The 17,213-nt window shown below is 74.8% G+C and carries 15 protein-coding genes; 9 read left to right on the forward strand and 6 right to left on the reverse strand.

All coding sequences use genetic code 11. From position 1 onward, the window contains the following. The first annotated feature begins 81 nt into the window (after positions 1-81). The 3 genes from helR (at position 82) to ACFZCD_RS18330 (ending at position 6,683) form a co-directional block, all read left to right on the forward strand. Positions 82-2,376, forward strand: coding sequence for an RNA polymerase recycling motor ATPase HelR (gene helR / locus ACFZCD_RS18320; protein WP_391832272.1), 2,295 nt, complete (start codon positions 82-84; stop codon positions 2,374-2,376). A 5-nt stretch (positions 2,377-2,381) separates the two neighbouring features. Then, the gene (locus ACFZCD_RS18325) at positions 2,382-4,889 is read left to right on the forward strand and encodes a helicase C-terminal domain-containing protein (protein WP_391831938.1); all 2,508 of its coding nucleotides are present in this window, start codon (positions 2,382-2,384) and stop codon (positions 4,887-4,889) included. A 147-nt stretch (positions 4,890-5,036) separates the two neighbouring features. Further along, positions 5,037-6,683, forward strand: coding sequence for a DNA repair helicase XPB (locus ACFZCD_RS18330; RefSeq protein ID WP_391831940.1), 1,647 nt, complete (start codon positions 5,037-5,039; stop codon positions 6,681-6,683). A gap of 53 nt (positions 6,684-6,736) precedes the next feature. Here ACFZCD_RS18330 and ACFZCD_RS18335 read toward each other — a convergent pair whose 3' ends face one another. Both ACFZCD_RS18335 and ACFZCD_RS18340 read right to left on the reverse strand, forming a co-directional pair. Next, positions 6,737-7,117 (reverse strand): hypothetical protein, encoded by a 381-nt coding sequence (locus ACFZCD_RS18335; RefSeq protein WP_391831942.1) that lies wholly within the window; start codon positions 7,115-7,117, stop codon positions 6,737-6,739. Between the two features lie 93 nt (positions 7,118-7,210). Beyond that, positions 7,211-7,351 carry a hypothetical protein gene (locus ACFZCD_RS18340; protein ID WP_391831944.1) on the reverse strand — a complete coding sequence of 47 codons (141 nt, stop codon included), beginning with the start codon at positions 7,349-7,351 and terminating at the stop codon, positions 7,211-7,213. Between the two features lie 309 nt (positions 7,352-7,660). On the opposite strand from ACFZCD_RS18340, the gene ACFZCD_RS18345 reads away from it, so the two are divergent. Continuing rightward, positions 7,661-9,709, forward strand: coding sequence for a HelD family protein (locus ACFZCD_RS18345; protein ID WP_391831946.1), 2,049 nt, complete (start codon positions 7,661-7,663; stop codon positions 9,707-9,709). Positions 9,710-9,750: 41 nt separating this feature from the next. Here the strand turns inward: ACFZCD_RS18345 and ACFZCD_RS18350 are convergent, their stop codons facing one another. Next, complete coding sequence (locus ACFZCD_RS18350; RefSeq protein ID WP_391831948.1) at positions 9,751-10,071, reverse strand: ArsR/SmtB family transcription factor; 321 nt, start codon at positions 10,069-10,071, stop codon at positions 9,751-9,753. 108 nt (positions 10,072-10,179) lie between these two features. On the opposite strand from ACFZCD_RS18350, the gene ACFZCD_RS18355 reads away from it, so the two are divergent. After that, a complete protein-coding gene (locus tag ACFZCD_RS18355) occupies positions 10,180-11,382 on the forward strand; it encodes an MFS transporter (protein WP_391831949.1) in 1,203 nt (400 codons plus the stop codon). Positions 11,383-11,467: 85 nt separating this feature from the next. Here ACFZCD_RS18355 and ACFZCD_RS18360 read toward each other — a convergent pair whose 3' ends face one another. Then, positions 11,468-12,166, reverse strand: a complete 699-nt coding sequence (locus ACFZCD_RS18360; RefSeq protein ID WP_391831950.1) for a copper homeostasis protein CutC — start codon at positions 12,164-12,166, stop codon at positions 11,468-11,470. A 58-nt stretch (positions 12,167-12,224) separates the two neighbouring features. On the opposite strand from ACFZCD_RS18360, the gene ACFZCD_RS18365 reads away from it, so the two are divergent. Beyond that, positions 12,225-12,899, forward strand: coding sequence for a hypothetical protein (locus ACFZCD_RS18365; RefSeq protein ID WP_391831951.1), 675 nt, complete (start codon positions 12,225-12,227; stop codon positions 12,897-12,899). A gap of 36 nt (positions 12,900-12,935) precedes the next feature. Here the strand turns inward: ACFZCD_RS18365 and ACFZCD_RS18370 are convergent, their stop codons facing one another. Beyond that, complete coding sequence (locus ACFZCD_RS18370) at positions 12,936-13,208, reverse strand: DUF4031 domain-containing protein (protein WP_391831953.1); 273 nt, start codon at positions 13,206-13,208, stop codon at positions 12,936-12,938. Positions 13,209-13,215: 7 nt separating this feature from the next. Continuing rightward, the gene (locus tag ACFZCD_RS18375; protein ID WP_391831955.1) at positions 13,216-13,584 is read right to left on the reverse strand and encodes a hypothetical protein; all 369 of its coding nucleotides are present in this window, start codon (positions 13,582-13,584) and stop codon (positions 13,216-13,218) included. A gap of 54 nt (positions 13,585-13,638) precedes the next feature. Here ACFZCD_RS18375 and ACFZCD_RS18380 point away from each other — a divergent pair, with 54 nt between their 5' ends. The 3 genes from ACFZCD_RS18380 (at position 13,639) to ACFZCD_RS18390 (ending at position 17,205) form a co-directional block, all read left to right on the forward strand. Next, positions 13,639-14,595, forward strand: coding sequence for a MurR/RpiR family transcriptional regulator (locus ACFZCD_RS18380; RefSeq protein ID WP_391831957.1), 957 nt, complete (start codon positions 13,639-13,641; stop codon positions 14,593-14,595). Positions 14,596-14,639: 44 nt separating this feature from the next. Beyond that, a complete protein-coding gene (murQ, locus tag ACFZCD_RS18385; protein ID WP_391831959.1) occupies positions 14,640-15,662 on the forward strand; it encodes an N-acetylmuramic acid 6-phosphate etherase in 1,023 nt (340 codons plus the stop codon). A 106-nt stretch (positions 15,663-15,768) separates the two neighbouring features. Then, positions 15,769-17,205 carry a PTS transporter subunit EIIC gene (locus ACFZCD_RS18390; protein ID WP_391831961.1) on the forward strand — a complete coding sequence of 479 codons (1,437 nt, stop codon included), beginning with the start codon at positions 15,769-15,771 and terminating at the stop codon, positions 17,203-17,205. The last annotated feature ends 8 nt before the right edge of the window (positions 17,206-17,213 follow it).

A 17,213-nucleotide genomic window follows, 5' to 3' on the forward strand; every position in this document is an offset into this window, starting at 1 on the left:
TGGTCGCAAGCGGCCTCATATCGGAGCTGATCACGCGTGAACCCGCTGAACCCGCTGAACCCCCTGACCACCAGCGCACCCCTGAGCCCCCTGCCCACCAGCGCCTTCGACCTTCCCGCCGCTCTCGCCCCCAAGGCCGACCCGGCGCTGATCGGCGGCGACGAGCGCCACTTCGCGGCCATAGCGGAGTGCCTGGAGCAGTCCGTCGCCGACCTGTCCGACCGCCTGGACGCGCTGCGGCGGGCGCCCGGCGGTCTCGGCCGGCAGGCCATGGAGCGGGACATCGAGATCCACCGGCTGACGGGCCGCCTGCGGGTCCTGCGCCGCTTCGGTCTGGACCTGTGCCTCGGGCGCATGGTCGGGGCGGACGACGCCGAGCCCGTGTACGTCGGGCGGCTCGGTCTGAAGGACGGCGAGGGCCGCCGGCTGCTGCTCGACTGGCGCTCGCCCGCGGCCGAGCCGTTCTTCGGGGCGACCCACGCCAGCCCGATGGGGCTGGCGAGCCGCCGCCGGTACCGCTGGACCCGCGGCCGGGTCAGCGACTACTGGGACGAGGTGTTCAGCCCGGACGGGTTCGCCGGGCACGCCGCGCTGGACGACCAGTCGGCCTTCATCGCCAGCCTGGGCAGCAACCGGTCCCCGCGGATGCGCGACGTCCTCGGCACCATCCAGGCCGACCAGGACGCCATCATCCGCGCGGGTTCGCGCGGTGCCCTCGTGGTCGACGGCGGTCCGGGTACGGGCAAGACGGTCGTCGCCCTGCACCGCTCCGCCTACCTGCTCTACTCCGACCCGCGTCTCGGTCACCGCCGCGGTGGCGTCCTGTTCGTCGGCCCGCACCAGCCCTACCTCTCCTACGTCGCCGACGTCCTTCCCAGCCTCGGCGAGGAAGGCGTGCAGATCTGCACCCTGCGGGACCTCGTCGCCGAGGGGGCCTCGGCAGGTACCGAGACCGACCCGGAGGTGGCGCGCCTGAAGTCGTCCGCGGACATGGTGAAGGCGATCGAGAAGGCCGTCGCGTTCTACGAGGAGCCGCCCACCGAGGCGATGACAGTCACCACTCCGTGGTCCGGCATCCGGCTCACCGCCCGCGACTGGGCCGCGGCCTTCGAAGCCGCAGAGCCCGGCACCCCGCACAACGAGGCGCGGGAGCAGGTCAAGGAAGAACTGCTCGGCATCCTCATCGACAAGCACGGCGACGTGGACGAGCACGGTGACGACGCCGGCAGCGGCAGCGGCGACGGCTTCTCCCCCGACCAGCTCCGCAAGTCGCTGCTGCAGAACCGGGAGCTGCTCGCCGCCCTCAACCGCGCGTGGCCGGTGATCGATGCGGCCGACCTGGTCGGCGACCTGTGGTCGGTGCCCGCCTACCTGCGGATGTGCGCCCCCTGGCTCGGCCCGGAGGAGGTGCGGAAGCTGCAGCGCAAGGACGCCCCCGACGCCTGGACGGTCTCCGACCTGCCGCTCCTGGACGCGGCCCGGCAGCGGCTCGGCGACCCGGAGACGGCACGGCGGAAGCGCCTGCACACGGCCGCCGTCGCCGCCGAGCGCGCCCGCATGGCCGGCGTCATCGACAACGTCATCGCGTCCGATGACGACGGCGAGGGTGCGGTGACGATGCTGCGCGGACAGGACCTGCGGGACAGCCTGATCGACACGTCCGCCCTGCCCGCCGGCGACCCGGACCGGCTCGCCGGCCCGTTCGCGCACGTCGTCGTGGACGAGGCCCAGGAGCTGACCGACGCGGAGTGGCAGATGCTGCTGCTCCGGTGCCCGTCCCGGAGCTTCACCATCGTCGGGGACCGCGCCCAGGCCCGGCACGGGTTCGCGGAGTCGTGGCGGGAACGGCTGGCGCGGGCCGGGATCGACCGGGTCGAGCTGGCCTCGCTGAGCATCAACTACCGGACGCCGGAAGAGATCATGGCGGAGGCCGAGCCGGTCATCCGGGCCGTGCTCCCGGACGCCAACGTGCCGGTGTCCATCCGCAGCGGCGGCGTTCCCGTCGTCCACGGTCCCGTCGCGGACCTGGACCCGGTGCTCGATGACTGGCTCGCCGCGCACGACGACGGGACCGCCTGCGTCATCGGCGACACCGCGTTCCTCACGGCGTTCCGGACGGCATCCGATACCGCAACCCGTACGGCGTCCCGCGTCCGTTTCCTGACCCCGGAGCTGTCGAAGGGCCTCGAATTCGACCTGGTCGTCCTGGTCGACCCGGAGGGGTTCGGCGAGGGCGTCGAAGGGGCGGTCGACCGCTACGTGGCGATGACCCGGGCGACCCGGCAGCTCGTCGTCCTCAGCTCCGCCCCACCGCACGCCCGCCCGGCCTCGCCGTCCACAACCCCCTGGTCCCCGCCCCGCAACCCGGTACCGTAAACAGAATGACCACACCGCGGGAGACGGGCAGCAGGAGCGGCGGAGCCGCGCGCGGCGGGCCCCGGACGCTGGCCGAGGAGCTGCGGGCGCGGGCCGACGACGCGCTCGCGGAGCTGTTGCGCGCACGTCCTGACCTGCTGAATCCCGTGCCGGGTGACCTCACCCAGCTGGCGACCCGCGCCGGCACCCGCGCCTCCGTCATGCGGGCCCTGGAGCGCCTGGACCGCTTCGCGCTGCAGACGGCGGAGGCCCTGGCCGTCGCGCCGGACCCCTGCCCGTACGGGACGCTCTCCGCGCTCATGACCGGGGACGCCGCCGACGATCCGCGCATCGCCGGCGCCCTGCCCGGCGCGGTCGCCACGCTGCGCGAGCAGGCCCTGGTCTGGGGCGGCGAGGACCGGCTGCGGCTGGTCCGGACCGCGCGCGAGCTGCTCGCGCCGAGCCCGGCGCACCCGTCTCCCACCGGCCTGGGCCCGACGGTGGCGGAAGCGACGGCCGGCATGTCGCCGGGCCGGGTGCAGCAGATCATCGCCGCGGCGGGCCTGCCGGGCACGCACGACCCGGTGTCGGCGGTCGCGGCGCTCACCGCCCTGTTCGAGGACCGCGCCCGGATGGCGGAGCTGCTGGCGCAGGCGCCGACGGAGTCCCTGGCCGTCCTGGACCGCCTGCTGTGGGGCCCGCCCTACGGCACGGTCACCGCCGATCCGGCCCCGCACCTGCGCTGGCTCCTCGACCGCGGGCTGCTGCTGCCCGCCACGACGGGCAGCGTCGTCCTGCCCCGCGAAGCGGCCCTGCACCTGCGCGGCGGCCGTGCGCACCGTTCGCCCGAGCCCGCCGCGCCCGAGCTCGCCCCGGCCGCCCCGCACTCCGCCCGCACGGTGGACGCGGCCGCCGCCGGCCAGGCCTTCACGGCCGTGGGCACGGTGGAGGAGCTGCTCACGGCCTGGGAGTCCGACGGGCCGCTGGTGCTGCGCGCGGGCGGGCTGAGCGTGCGGGACCTCAAGCGCGCCGCCTCGGTCCTGGACACGACGGAGGCGGCAGCCGCGTTCTGGATCGAGCTGGCGTACGCGGCGGGGCTGCTCGCCTCCGACGGCGAGGTCGACGAGCGCTACGCCCCCACCCCGGCCTACGACGACTGGCTGCGCCTGCCCGCCGAGCAGCGCTGGGCCCGCCTGGCCACGGCCTGGCTCGCCGCCACCCGCACGGCGGGCCTGGTGGGCGGGCGGGACGCCAAGGGCCGCACCCTCAACGCCCTCGGCCCGGACCTGGACCGTTCGCCGGCCCCGGAGGTCCGCCACCGCGTCCTCGCCCTCCTGGCCACCCTGCCGCCCGGCACGTCGGTGACCCCGGACACCGTCCTGCACCGCCTGCACTGGGAGCGGCCCCCGCGCACGGCGGCCGAGCCCGGCGCGGAGGACCTGCGCACCCGGCTGGCCCGCTGGACGCTGACGGAGGCCGAGCTGCTCGGCGTGACCAACCGCGGCGCCCTGTCCGGCCCCGGCCGCGCCCTCCTGGACCCGGAGTCCGCGGCGCCGGCGCACCCCATGAGCGACGCCGAGGCCGGTGCCTGCGCCGTCCGGGCGGCCGCCGCCCTCGCGCCGCTCCTGCCCGAGCCGGTCGACCACATCCTGCTGCAGGCCGACCTGACGGCCGTCGCCCCCGGCCCCCTGAAGCGGCCCCTCGCGCAGATGCTGTCGGTCCTGGCGGACATCGAGTCCAAGGGCGGCGCGACGGTCTACCGCTTCACGCCCGCCTCCGTGCGCCGCGCGCTGGACGCCGGGCAGACCGCGGCCGACCTCAAGGCCTTCCTCACCGGCCACTCCCGTACGCCCGTGCCCCAGCCGCTGGCCTACCTCGTGGACGACGTGGCCCGCCGCCACGGCCATCTGCGGGTCGGCGCGGCCTCCTCGTACCTGCGCTGCGACGACGAGGCGGTGCTCGCCGAGATCCTCGCCGACCGCCGCTCCGCTCCCCTGCGGATGCGCCGCCTGGCCCCCACGGTCCTGGCCGCGCAGGTCGCGCCGGACGCCCTGCTGGAGGGTCTGCGGGCCATGGGGTACGCCCCGGCGGCCGAGTCCGCCGAGGGGGACGTGGTCGTCACGCGCGCCGACGCCCGCCGCACCCCGCCGCGCACCGCCCCCGCCCCGGTCCCGGAGGGCCCGCCGGTCCCCGGCGAGACGCTGCTCGGCGCCGCGGTGCGGGCGATCCGGGCCGGTGACATGGCGTCGACGGCCGAGCGCAAGCCGGCCGCCGCCCCCGCCCCGGCCGACGGCGGCCTGCCCCGCACCACCTCCGCGGAGACCCTGGCCACGATGCAGGCCGCGGTCCTCACGGGCTCCGCGGTCTGGATCGGCTACGTCAATGCGGAGGGCGCGGCGAGCCAGCGCGTGATCGCTCCGGTCCGGGTCGAGGGCGGCTTCGTGACCGGCTACGACCACACGGCGGACGAGGTCCGCACGTATCCGCTGCACCGGATCACGGGCGTGGCGGAGCTGGCGGACGAGCACGCCTGAGGCCGCCGGGCGGCGCGGCGGGCGGCTGATGCCGGCCGGCGCCCCGTGCCCCGGGCCGGTCGGGTTCGGCCCCGCCGCGGCCCCCGCCCAGCCGGTAGACTGAGGAGTTTGGCGCAGGGCCGGCCGGGCCCGGTAGTGGAGGTATGAGTGACCTGCCTGATCGTCCAGAGTGACAAGACCCTGCTCCTGGAAGTCGACCACGAGCAGGCGGAGGCCTGCCGCCGCGCCATCGCCCCCTTCGCCGAGCTGGAGCGCGCCCCCGAGCACATCCACACCTACCGGGTCACCCCGCTCGGCCTGTGGAACGCCCGGGCCGCGGGCCACGACGCCGAGCAGGTCGTCGACGCCCTCGTCACGTACTCCCGCTACCCCGTCCCGCACGCCCTCCTCGTCGACATCGCCGAGACGATGGACCGCTACGGGCGGCTGAAGCTGGTCAAGCACCCCACGCACGGGCTGGTCCTGGAGTCCACGGACCGTCCCGTCCTGGAGGAGATCCTCCGCTCGAAGAAGGTCCAGCCGCTGGTCGGCGCGCGGATCGACCCGGACACCGTCGCCGTGCACCCCTCCGAGCGCGGCCAGATCAAGCAGACCCTGCTGAAGCTGGGCTGGCCGGCCGAGGACCTCGCGGGCTACGTCGACGGCGAGGCCCACCCCATCGAGCTGGCGGAGGACGGCTGGGCGCTGCGCCCGTACCAGCAGCAGGCCGTCGAGGGCTTCTGGCACGGCGGCTCGGGCGTCGTCGTGCTGCCGTGCGGCGCGGGCAAGACGCTCGTCGGCGCCGGCGCGATGGCCAAGGCCAAGGCGACGACGCTGATCCTCGTCACCAACACCGTCTCGGCCCGCCAGTGGAAGCACGAGCTGGTCAAGCGCACGTCGCTGACCGAGGACGAGATCGGCGAGTACAGCGGTACGAAGAAGGAGATCCGGCCGGTCACCATCGCCACGTACCAGGTCCTCACGACCAAGCGGAAGGGCATCTACCCGCACCTGGAGCTGTTCGACTCCCGCGACTGGGGCCTGGTCGTCTACGACGAGGTGCACCTGCTGCCCGCGCCGGTCTTCAAGTTCACGGCCGACCTGCAGGCGCGGCGGCGGCTCGGTCTGACGGCGACGCTCGTGCGCGAGGACGGCCGCGAGTCGGACGTCTTCTCCCTCATCGGCCCCAAGCGCTTCGACGCGCCGTGGAAGGAGATCGAGGCCCAGGGCTACATCGCGCCCGCGGACTGCGTGGAGGTGCGCGTCAACCTCACCGACGCCGAGCGGCTCACCTACGCGACGGCCGAGGCGGAGGAGAAGTACCGGTACTGCGCGACGACCGCCACCAAGCGGCGCGTCACCGAGGCGCTCGTGGCCCGGCACAAGGGCGAGCAGACGCTCGTCATCGGGCAGTACATCGACCAGCTCGACGAGCTGGGCGAGCACCTCGACGCGCCCGTGATCAAGGGCGAGACCAGCAACGCGCAGCGCGAGAAGCTCTTCGACGCCTTCCGGCAGGGCGAGCTCTCGGTGCTGGTGGTCTCGAAGGTCGCGAACTTCTCCATCGACCTGCCGGAGGCGACGGTCGCCATCCAGGTCTCGGGCACGTTCGGCTCGCGGCAGGAGGAGGCCCAGCGCCTCGGCCGGGTGCTGCGCCCGAAGGCGGACGGGCACGAGGCACGCTTCTACTCGGTGGTCGCCCGCGACACGATCGACCAGGACTTCGCGGCCCACCGGCAGCGCTTCCTGGCCGAGCAGGGCTACGCGTACCGCATCGTGGACGCGGACGAGCTGCTGGCGGGCGAGGAGGCCTGACGGTCCGCCCCGGCGGCCGCCGTCCGTGCTGTCAGCCCGTCGGCAGATCGCTGTCAGCCCGTCGGCAGGTCGGCCAGGATGGCGATGACCATCAGGCCCGAGACCAGCGCGGCGGCGAAGGTCCAGGCGCGCGCCTGACGGAAGCGCGGGCGCGCGGGCAGGGCCCAGGTCGCGATGAGCAGGACGATGGAGACGACCCAGACGACCGGCGCGATCGCCAGGGACCGGTTCAGCGCGGCCGAGCAGTGGTCGGGCCCGCAGCTGTCGGTCGCCATGGGGGACAGCCCGAGGAAGAACAGGTCGATCATCAGCAGCGGCACCATCACGACGGTGGCCACGCCGCGCAGGAGGCCGGCCCGGCGGTCGTACGTGGCGGGGTCGCGCGGCGGCGGGAGGGCGCCCGGCTGCCAGGCGGTGGGTGCGGAGTTCTTCATGGTCGCCAGTGAACCGGCCGGCGGGGCGGGCGGGCCTCGGGGTACGTACTCATTCCGGGGCCGTCCGGGTACTCAGATGCGGAGCGTGATCGCTCAGGCCCTGCGCTTGTCGGCGTACTCGCCGAGGACGACGACGCTGACGGCCGCACCGGCGAAGGCCTTGAGCGCGCGGAAGGCGTGGACGAGGGGGGATTCGGCGGCGGCGGAGTCCGGGTTCCCGGTTGCTGTGTTCATGTCTCCATGATGGTTTCCCGGCGGGCCCCGGACATCGGCCTGCCGGTGTAAAAGCACTGCTCGGCGCGTACGACTCCAGGATCATGGCGTCCCCTACGGGAGATGGACGCCGACCCTGACAACGTCCCCGGGGGCGCGGGAAAATCGTTCGCACGCCCGGGGGCCGCCGACTAAAATCTCCCCTTCCCGCCCGCCTCCCGGAGCGTTCATCGCTGCCCGGAGCGCGGCCGCCGACCGGACGGAAACCGGCGGCTTCCGATCGTTTCGTTCCGCCGTACGTCTGGAGGCCCTGCCGTGCCCGCGCCGCAAGTGACGACCCAAGCGAACGACCCCCTGGAGCGGGAGCGCGCGCACCTCTCCTCCTCCCGCGCCGCCCTGCGGGCGATGCGCGCCGACGTCGAGGCGCTCGACATCAAGGACGTGACGGCGAACTGGGTCAACGCCGCCGTCCTGGAGCGGCAGATCGAGGAGCGCATCACGGCGCTGGCCGACCTCGCGCACACGCCGCTGTTCTTCGGGCGGCTGGACTACGCGCACGCGCCGGGCGCCGATCAGGCGGAAGGGGCGGAAGGGGAGCGGTTTTACATCGGCCGCCGGCATGTCCACGACGCCGACGGCGACCCCATGGTGATCGACTGGCGCGCGCCCGTCTCGCAGCCGTTCTACCGCGCGTCCAAGAAGGATCCGATGGACGTGCGGATGCGCCGCCGCTTCGGCTACACGGGCGGCGAGCTCACCGCGTACGAGGACGAGGACCTCACGGACACCGCCTCCGGCGACCAGGCCAGCAAGCTGCTCCAGACGGAGATCGAGCGCCCGCGCGTGGGCCCCATGCGGGACATCGTGGCCACCATCCAGCCGGAGCAGGACGAGATCGTGCGCGCCGGGATCGGCGGCACGGTGTGCGTCCAGGGCGCCCCCGGCACCGGGAAGACGGCGGTCGGCCTGCACCGTGTGGCCTATCTGCTCTACGCGCACCGCGAGCGGCTCGCCCGTACGGGCACGCTGGTCATCGGCCCGAACCGGTCCTTCCTGCACTACATCGAGCAAGTGCTGCCCGCGCTGGGCGAGTTGAACGTGGCGCAGGCGACGGTGGACGACCTGGTCGCGCACGTGGAGGTGCGGGGGACGGATTCCGCGACCGCGGCCCGGATCAAGGGCGACGCCCGCATGGCGGAGGTGCTGCGGCGCGCGGTGCGGTCGGGCGTGACGATGCCGGTGGAGCCGGTGGTCGTGGTGCGCGGCTCGCGGCGCTGGCGGGTGCCGGCGTACGAGATCGAGGAGATCGTCCGCGAGCTCCTTGACCGCGACATCCGCTACGGCGCGGCGCGCGAGGCCCTGCCGCAGCGGATCGCGCACGCCGTGCTGGTGCGCATGGAGCAGGCCGGCGAGGCGCCCGACGACCGCGTGCAGGACGCGGTGGCGCGGAACTCCGCCGTGAAGGCGGCCGTCCGGGCGGTCTGGCCCGCGGTCGACCCGGCGAAGCTGGTGCTGCGGCTGCTGTCCGACGCGGAGTTCCTGGCGGAGCACGCGGAGGGGGTGCTGTCGGCGGAGGAGCAGGCGGCCGTCCTGTGGGCGAAGCCGGCGCGCGGCGTGAAGTCGGCGAAGTGGTCGGCGGCGGACGCGGTGCTGATCGACGAGGCGGCCGATCTGGTGACGCGGACGCCGTCGCTCGGCCACGTGGTCCTGGACGAGGCCCAGGACCTCTCCCCCATGCAGTACCGGGCGGTGGGCCGCCGCTGCACGACCGGCTCGGCGACGATCCTCGGCGACCTCGCGCAGGGCACGACGCCGTGGGCGACGGCCGGCTGGGCGGAGGCGCTGGCCCACCTGGGGAAGCCGGACGCCGCCGTCGAGGAGCTCACGCAGGGCTTCCGCGTGCCGCGCGAGGTGATCGCCTACGCGTCGCGCCTGCTGCCCGCGATCGCGCCGGGCCTGGCCGAGGCCACGTCCGTCCGCGAGGCGGCCGGCGACTTCTCCGTGCGCGCGGTGGCCGCCGGGGAGCTGGACGCGGCGGTCGTGGCGGCGTGCCGGGAGTCGCTGGAGCGCGAGGGCTCGATCGGCCTGATCGCGGCGGACGCGCGGATCGGCGCGCTGGGCGCGCTGCTGGCGGAGGCGGGCCTGCCGCACCTGGCCCCGGGCGAGGAGACGACGGCGGAGTCCCGGCTGACGCTGGTGCCGGCGTCCCTGGCGAAGGGCCTGGAGTACGACTACGTGGTGCTGGACGAGCCGGCGGCGGTGGTGGCCGGGGAGCCGGACGAGCGGACGGGGCTGCGGCGGCTGTACGTGGCGCTCACGCGAGCGGTGTCGGGGCTGACGGTTCTTCATGCGGAGCCGCTGCCGGAGCAGTTGAGGTAGCGGGCGGGGGCCCGGCGGGGTCGGCGACCAGCGGTCGGCGGTTACCCCTCCAGGCCCTTGAGCAGGGCGTCCAGCAGCCCGGGGAAGCGCCGGTCGAGGTCGTTCCGCCGCAGCCGGACGAACCGGTTGCGGCCGGCGACGCGCGTGGCGGTCACGCCCGCCTCGCGCAGGACCTTCATGTGGTGCGACACCGTGGACTTGTGCAGGTGGTCGAGGCCGAGCCCGTCCAAGTCGCAGCTGACCTCCCGGCCCTCCAGGTAGACCGACAGGAGCTGCAGGCGCACGGGGTCGCCGAGCGCGTGCAGCACCTTCACGAGCTGGATGTCCTCGGTGGCGGGCTGCGGCAGCCACTCGTCCGGCATGGCCTCTTCCTTCCTCGACCCCCGCTGACTGTTTGACAATCATCCACCCATGATCGATTGTTTGACGAGTATCCAACGATCTCCGGTTCGATCCGATGGGAAGGCCCTGTGCGCCTGCGACTCCTCCTGCTCGCCCTCGGCACCTTCGCCGTGGGCACCGACACCATGGTCATGGCCGGCATCCTCGGCCGGATCTCCGGCGACCTCGGCGTCTCCGTACCGGCAGCCGGGCAGCTGGTGACGGTCTTCGCCCTCTCGTACGCGCTGCTCGCGCCCGTCCTGGCCGCCGTGACCGCGCAGTGGCCGCGCCGGCGCCTGCTGCTCACCGCCCTCACGGTGTTCACGGTCGCGAACGCGCTGAGCGCCCTCGCCCCCGACTACCCCACCCTGCTCGCGACCCGCGTCCTGGCCGCCGCCGGAGCCGCCCTCTACTCCCCCACCGCCAGCGCCGCGGCCGCCGCCCTCGTGCCGCCGGAGCGGCGCGGCCGGGCCATCGCGGCCGTCCTCGGCGGGATGACCGTGGCCACGGCCCTGGGCGTCCCGCTCGGCACCTACGTGGGCCGGGCGGACTGGCGGGCGACCATGTGGCTCGTCACCGCCCTCGGCGCGGCGGCCCTGCTGGGCCTGGCCGCCTTCCTCCGCGAACTGCCCGCCCCCGCGCGGGCGGTGGGCCTGCGGGACCGCCTGGTGCCGCTGCGCGACGGGCGGGTGCTGGGCGCCGCGGCGACGACCTTCACGTTCTTCCTGGCCTTCCAGTCCGTCTACATCTACCTCGGGACGGCCGTCCGCCCGGCGACGGGCGGGGACGCGGACCGGCTCAGCGCCGTCCTGCTGGCGACCGGCGTCGCGTCGGTCGCGGGCAGCTGGCTGGGCGGCCAGGTCGTGGACCGCTGGGGCGTGCGGAAGGTGCTGCTGACCGGCGCCGCGATCTCGGTGGTGTGCTTCGCGGCCCTGCCGTGGCTGGGCCGGACGATGCCGGGGGCGTTCGTCTACGCGCTGACGGTCCCGCTCGCCGGCTGGTCGGTCTCGGTGGCCCAGCCGCACCGCCTGGCCTCCCTGCGCCCGGCCGACGCACCGCTGCTGCTCTCCCTCAACAGCAGTGCGCTGTACCTGGGCATGGCCGCGGGCGGAGGCGCGGGCAGCCTGGCGATCGCCCTCCTGGGCGAACGCTGGTTCCCACTGGCGGCGTCGGTGATGGGCCTGGCGGCGTTGACCTTGGCAGCAACAACGACGAGGACGCCCTCGGCGGCCCGCCCCACAAGGGGCGCGGGGAACTGCGCGACCAGCCCCACACAACCCGCAGCCAACTGACGGCGCCAACCTCATAGGGGGCGCGGGGAACTGCGCAACAAACCACGCGCAACCCGCACCCAACTCCAACGGCGCCCCCGCCCCCCTACCCGTCCAGCGCCTCGCGCCACACCCGTACCGCGGCCGCGTCCACCGGCCCGTTCCACCCGTCCGGCCGAGCCGCGCCGCCGATGTGGAAGGCGGAGATCCCGGCCCCCCGCAGCACCGGCAGGTGCTTGAGCTGCAGCCCGCCGCCGACCATGATCCGCGGCTCGTAGCCCGGCTCGTCCGCGCGGGCCGCCTCCGCGACCAGCGTCGCGAGCCCGTCGTCGACACCGGACGCGGCGCCCGCGGTCAGGTAGGTGTCCAGGCCGGGCAGGTCCGCGAGCTGCTTGCGCAGGGCGTCCCGGTCCGCGGCCCGGTCGATGGCGCGGTGGAAGGTCCAGCGCGCCCGCGGCCCGAGCGCGTCGGTGAGCGCGGCGACGGCCGTGAGGTCGGCCCGCCCGTCGTCGGTCAGGAAGCCGAGGACGAACTCGGATGCCCCCTCAGCGACCAGCGCCCGCGCGTCGTCGCACAGCGCGGCCAGCGCGGCCGCGTCCCCCGCGGAAAAGCCGTCGGTGGCCCGCAGCATCACCCGTACCGGAATGCCGACGGCGTCCCGTACGGCGGCGAAGGTCTCCAGCGCCGGCGTGAGCCCGTCCGCGGCCATGTCGGCGACCAGCTCAAGGCGGTCGGCCCCGCCCTCCTGCGCCGCCACCGCGTCCCGCGGCCCGAGCGCGATCACCTCAAGAATTGGTCTAGACATATTGCACAGCCTGCCACACCGCCGCCCCGCGCCAAAAGCGGTGTTCCACAATTGGCCTATGGCAGCCATGATCGAGCACCCGTCCGGCCCCGCCCTGCGCGTCCGCTGGCAGGAGACCGTCGAGCGCGCCCGCGGCGGCCCCGCGGCGCCGGACGGTGCGCCGGACCCGGGGCCGTACGCCGATGACCTGCTGCGCCGCTGGGCCGAGCCGCAGCGGCGCTACCACACGGTCGACCACCTCGTGGCGGTCCTGGACCGGGTGGACGAGCTCGCCGCGCACGCCGCCGACGCCGACGCCGTCCGCCTCGCCGCCTGGTTCCACGACGCCGTCTACCGCCCCGACCGCTCCGAGAACGAGGAGCGCAGCGCCCACCTGGCCGAACGCGCCCTGCCCGAACTCGGCGTCGGCGCCGCCCGTACGGCCGAGGTCGCCCGGCTGGTGCGGCTCACGACCGGCCACAACCCGGCGGCCGGCGACCGGGACGGCGAGGTGCTGTCCGACGCGGATCTGGCCGTGCTCGGGGGCTCGCCGGAGGAGTACGCGGCCTACGCCGCCGCCGTCCGCGAGGAGTACGGCTTCGTGCCGGACGCGGCCTTCCGCGAGGGGCGCTCGGCCGTGCTGCGGCAGCTGCTGGACCTGCCGCGGCTGTTCCGCACGCCGCTGGGCTACGACCGCTGGGAAGCGGTGGCGCGCCGCAACGTCACCACCGAGCTCGGCCTGCTGGCCGACTGACCGGCCGGCTCACACCCCCACCGCACAACGGCCGCCCTACAGCAGCGGCCGCTCATGCTTCGGCCGCCGCAGCCCCGCCCCCACCAGCAGCCGCACCAGCTCCTTGCTGCTCGCCTCCACCGCGCCGAGCCGTACGGCGTCCCCGTAGGACGTCGACGGCACGTCGTAGTGATCGCGGTCGAACGCGCGCGCCGACGAGCCGAGCCGCGCCGCGAAGGCGTGCAGTTCGTCGAACGACACGTCGCTGATCAGGTGTGACCACATGCGACCGTGTCCCGGCCACACCGGCGGGTCGATGTACAGCGTCATCGGCGCCTCATCGCAGCGCGTCGGCCAGCGAGCCGACGGGGGCCACCAGGACCGTCTGCTTGGTGCACGCCCAGTGCGGGTCGGGGCCCAGCTCCGGTTCCACCTCCAGGGCGTGCAGGTCACCGTTCCGGGTGCAGACGGGGCACAGCGGCCAGCGCCCGTGCCGCTCCAGCAGGGCGTCCTGGACGTCCTGGGCTATGAGCCCGACCACGAAGCCGGCGCCCTCCGGCCACTGCTCGACCCACCACCGCCGCTGCGCCACCGCGTCCTCGACGAGGGAGACGACGTCGGCCTCCGCCACGTCACCCGCGACGAGGTCGGCGAGGATCAGGGCACGCGCCGTGTGCAGCGTTTGTTCGAGCTCCATACGGTCCATTGTCCCGGACGGGGACGGTTGACGGCTCACCACCCTGAAAATACCTTTCAAAAGGTGAGCAGCAAACTGAAAGAAACTACCGGAGCCGGTCGGCAGGTCCCCTCACCGACCGAGGCCCCCGCCGCGGGCCCGCCCGTCCCGGGCGCCCTCGCCGCGAAGGTCCGCACGCTCGCCCCCACCATGACCCGCTCGATGCAGCGCGTCGCCGAGGCCGTCGCCACGGACCCGGCGGGCTCCGCCGCGCTCACGGTCACCGGCCTCGCCGAGCGCACGAACACCAGCGAGGCCACCGTCGTGCGCACCGCCCGCCTCCTCGGCTACCCCGGCTACCGCGACCTGCGGCTCGCCCTCGCCGCGCTCGCCGCGGAGCAGGCGGCCGGCCGGGCGCCCGCCGTCACCGCCGACATCGTGGTCGACGACCCGCTGCCCGCCGTCGTCGCCAAGCTCGCCCAGGAGGAGGCGCAGTGCCTGGCGGACACGGCCGCCGCCCTCGACACCGCCCAGCTGGAGGCCGCCGTCGCGGCGCTCGCCACCGCCCGCCGCATCGACGTCTACGGCATCGGCGCGTCCAACCTCGTCGGCCAGGACTTCGTGCAGAAGCTGCTCCGCATCGGCCTGATCGCCCACGCACCCGCCGACCCCCACCTGGCGGTCACCAACGCCGTCCAGCTGCGCGCGGGCGACGTGGCGGTCGCCATCACCCACTCGGGCCGGACCACCGACGTCATCGAGCCGCTGCGGGTCGCCTTCGAGCACGGCGCGACGACGGTCGCGATCACCGGCCGCCCGGAGGGCGAGATCGCCCAGTACGCGGACCACGTGCTCACCACGTCCTCCGCGCGGGAGAGCGAGCTGCGTCCCGCGGCCATGTCGAGCCGCACCAGCCAGCTCCTCGTGGTGGACTGCCTGTTCATCGGCGTCGCCCAGCGGACGTACGAGACCGCGGCGCCGGCCCTGTCCGCCTCCTACGAAGCACTCGCCCACCGCCACACCCCGCGGTCCCCGCGCTGACCCGCCGGACCCGTCCGGCCCCGCACGGAAAGAGCCGTCCGCCCATGGCCTCTTCTGCTTCGTCACCAGCTTCCGCTTCGTCACCGTCCTCGCCCGCGCAAGCGGCCTCCGCCCAAGCCGCCTCCGCCCAAGCCGCCTCCGCGCAGGCGCCCTCAGCCCTCCGCGCCGAGCTCGCCACCCTGACCACCGAGGCCTTCCGCCCCGACCTCGCGGACATCGACCGCCTGCCCACCCTCGACATCGCCAGGATCATGAACGGCGAGGACGCCGGCGTCCCCGCCGCCGTCGCCGCCCGGCTGCCCGAGATCGCCGCGGCCGTCGACGCGACCGCCGCCCGGATGGCCCGCGGCGGGCGGCTCGTCTACGCGGGCGCGGGCACCGCCGGCCGTCTCGGCGTGCTCGACGCCAGCGAGTGCCCGCCGACCTTCAACACCGACCCCGCGCAGGTCATGGGCGTGATCGCGGGCGGCGCCGCGGCGCTCGTCACCGCCGTCGAAGGCGCCGAGGACAGCAGGGAGCTGGCCGCGGGCGACCTGGCCGCGCTGGGCGTCGGCCCGGCCGACACGGTCGTCGGCGTCTCCGCCTCCGGCCGCACCCCGTACGCCGTCGGGGCCGTCGAACACGCCCGCGCGGCCGGGGCGCTGACCATCGGCGTGGCCTGCAACGCCGGTTCGGAGCTGGGCCGGGCCGCCGACCACGCCATTGAGGTCGTCGTCGGGCCCGAGCTGCTCACGGGCTCCACCCGGCTGAAGGCGGGCACCGCCCAGAAGCTCGTCCTCAACATGCTCTCGACGATCACCATGATCCGGCTCGGCAAGACGTACGGGAACCTGATGGTCGACGTGCGGGCCTCCAACGAGAAGCTGCGCGCCCGCTCCCGGCACATCGTCGCCCTCGCCACGGGCGCCTCCGAGCAGGAGATAGAAGCCGCGCTGACGGAGACCGGCGGCGAGGTGAAGAACGCGATCCTCGTGGTCCTGGGCGGGGTCGACGGGCCCACGGCCGCCCGTCTCCTGGAGGAGTCGGACGGCCATCTGCGCACGGCTCTCGGCACGGCCCGCAAGTAGCCCGCCGGGGGCGAGCACAGCAACCCAAGGCACACCAACCCAGGGCACGGCAGCACAGGGGGCAGCAGCACAGGGGGCTCCTCTTCGCACAGCGAGGCGCACGCACATGGCACTCGACGACCCACCGCCACCACCGGCCGGCTCCACCGGGCCCGGCGCCACCGCAGCCGCCCTCCTCCCCCTCCTCGGCGGCCCGGCGAACCTCACCTCCGTCACCAACTGCATGACGCGGCTCCGCGTGACCGTGCGGGACCCGTCGGCCGTACGCCACGGCGAACTACGGGCCCTGCCGGGGGTCCTGGGCCTCGTCGAGGACGGCGCGGCCCTCCAGATCGTGCTCGGCCCGGGCACGGTGGCCAAGGTCGCGCCCGGCCTGGCGCGGCACGTGGAGGAGCCCGTCACCTCCGAGGCCCTCGCCGAGCGCGGTGCGGTGCTCCGCGCCGAGCACACGGCGCGCAACGCCACGCCCGGAAAGCTGTTCCTGCGCCGGATCGCCCAGGTCTTCGTCCCGCTGATCCCGGCCCTGATCGGCTGCGGCGTCGTGGCGGGCCTGGCCGGCCTGCTCGCCAACCTGCACTGGCTGCCCGCGCTCGCCCCGGCGCTGACCGCGTGCGCGTCGGGCTTCATGTCCCTGATCGCGGTCTTCGTCGGCTACAACACGGCCAAGGAGTTCGGCGGCACCCCCGTCCTGGGCGGCGCCGTCGCGGCGATCATCGTGTTCCCGGGCGTGAGCCGGGTGACCGCCTTCGGCGAGCGGCTCGTCCCCGGGCAGGGCGGGGTCCTGGGCGCACTGGCCGCCGCGCTGCTCGCCGCGTACGTCGAACGCCAGTGCCGGAGCCGGGTCCCGGAAGCCCTGGACGTCCTGGTCACGCCGGCGGTGACGGTCCTGGTGGCCGGGCTGGCCACGCTGTACGGGCTGATGTACGCGGCCGGACAGGTCGCGACGGCCATCGGCCGCTTCGCGGACTGGCTGCTCGCCCACGGCGGTGCGGCGGCGGGCTTCGTCCTGGGCGGGCTGTTCCTGCCGCTGGTGATGCTGGGCCTGCACCAGGCCCTCATCCCCATCCACACGACGCTCATCCAGCAGCAGGGCTACACGGTCCTCCTGCCGATCCTCGCCATGGCGGGCGCGGGGCAGGTGGGCGCGGCCCTCGCGCTCTACGTCCGCCTCCCGCGCAACGGCTCGGTGCGCGAAACGATCCGCTCCGCCCTCCCGGCGGCCCTGCTGGGCATCGGCGAGCCCCTGATCTACGGCGTTTCGCTCCCCCTGGGCCGCCCGTTCGTCACGGCCTGCGTCGGCGGCGCGTTCGGCGGCGGCTTCGTCGGCCTGCTGGGTCAGCTGGGCGACAGGGTCGGCTCGACCGCGATCGGCCCCTCGGGCTGGGCCCTCCTCCCCCTCCTCAAGGGCAGCCGCGGCCTGGCCACGACGACGACGGTCTACGGGGCGGGACTGCTGATCGGCTACGCGGCGGGCTTCGTGGCCACGTACGCGTTCGGCCTGAGCCGCCGGTCGCTGGCGGAGCTGAACGCGGACAGGGGATAACGCCCGAG

Origin of the sequence: Streptomyces sp. NPDC008001, assembly GCF_042958085.1 — a bacterium.
Taxonomy (GTDB): Bacteria; Actinomycetota; Actinomycetes; order Streptomycetales; family Streptomycetaceae; genus Streptomyces.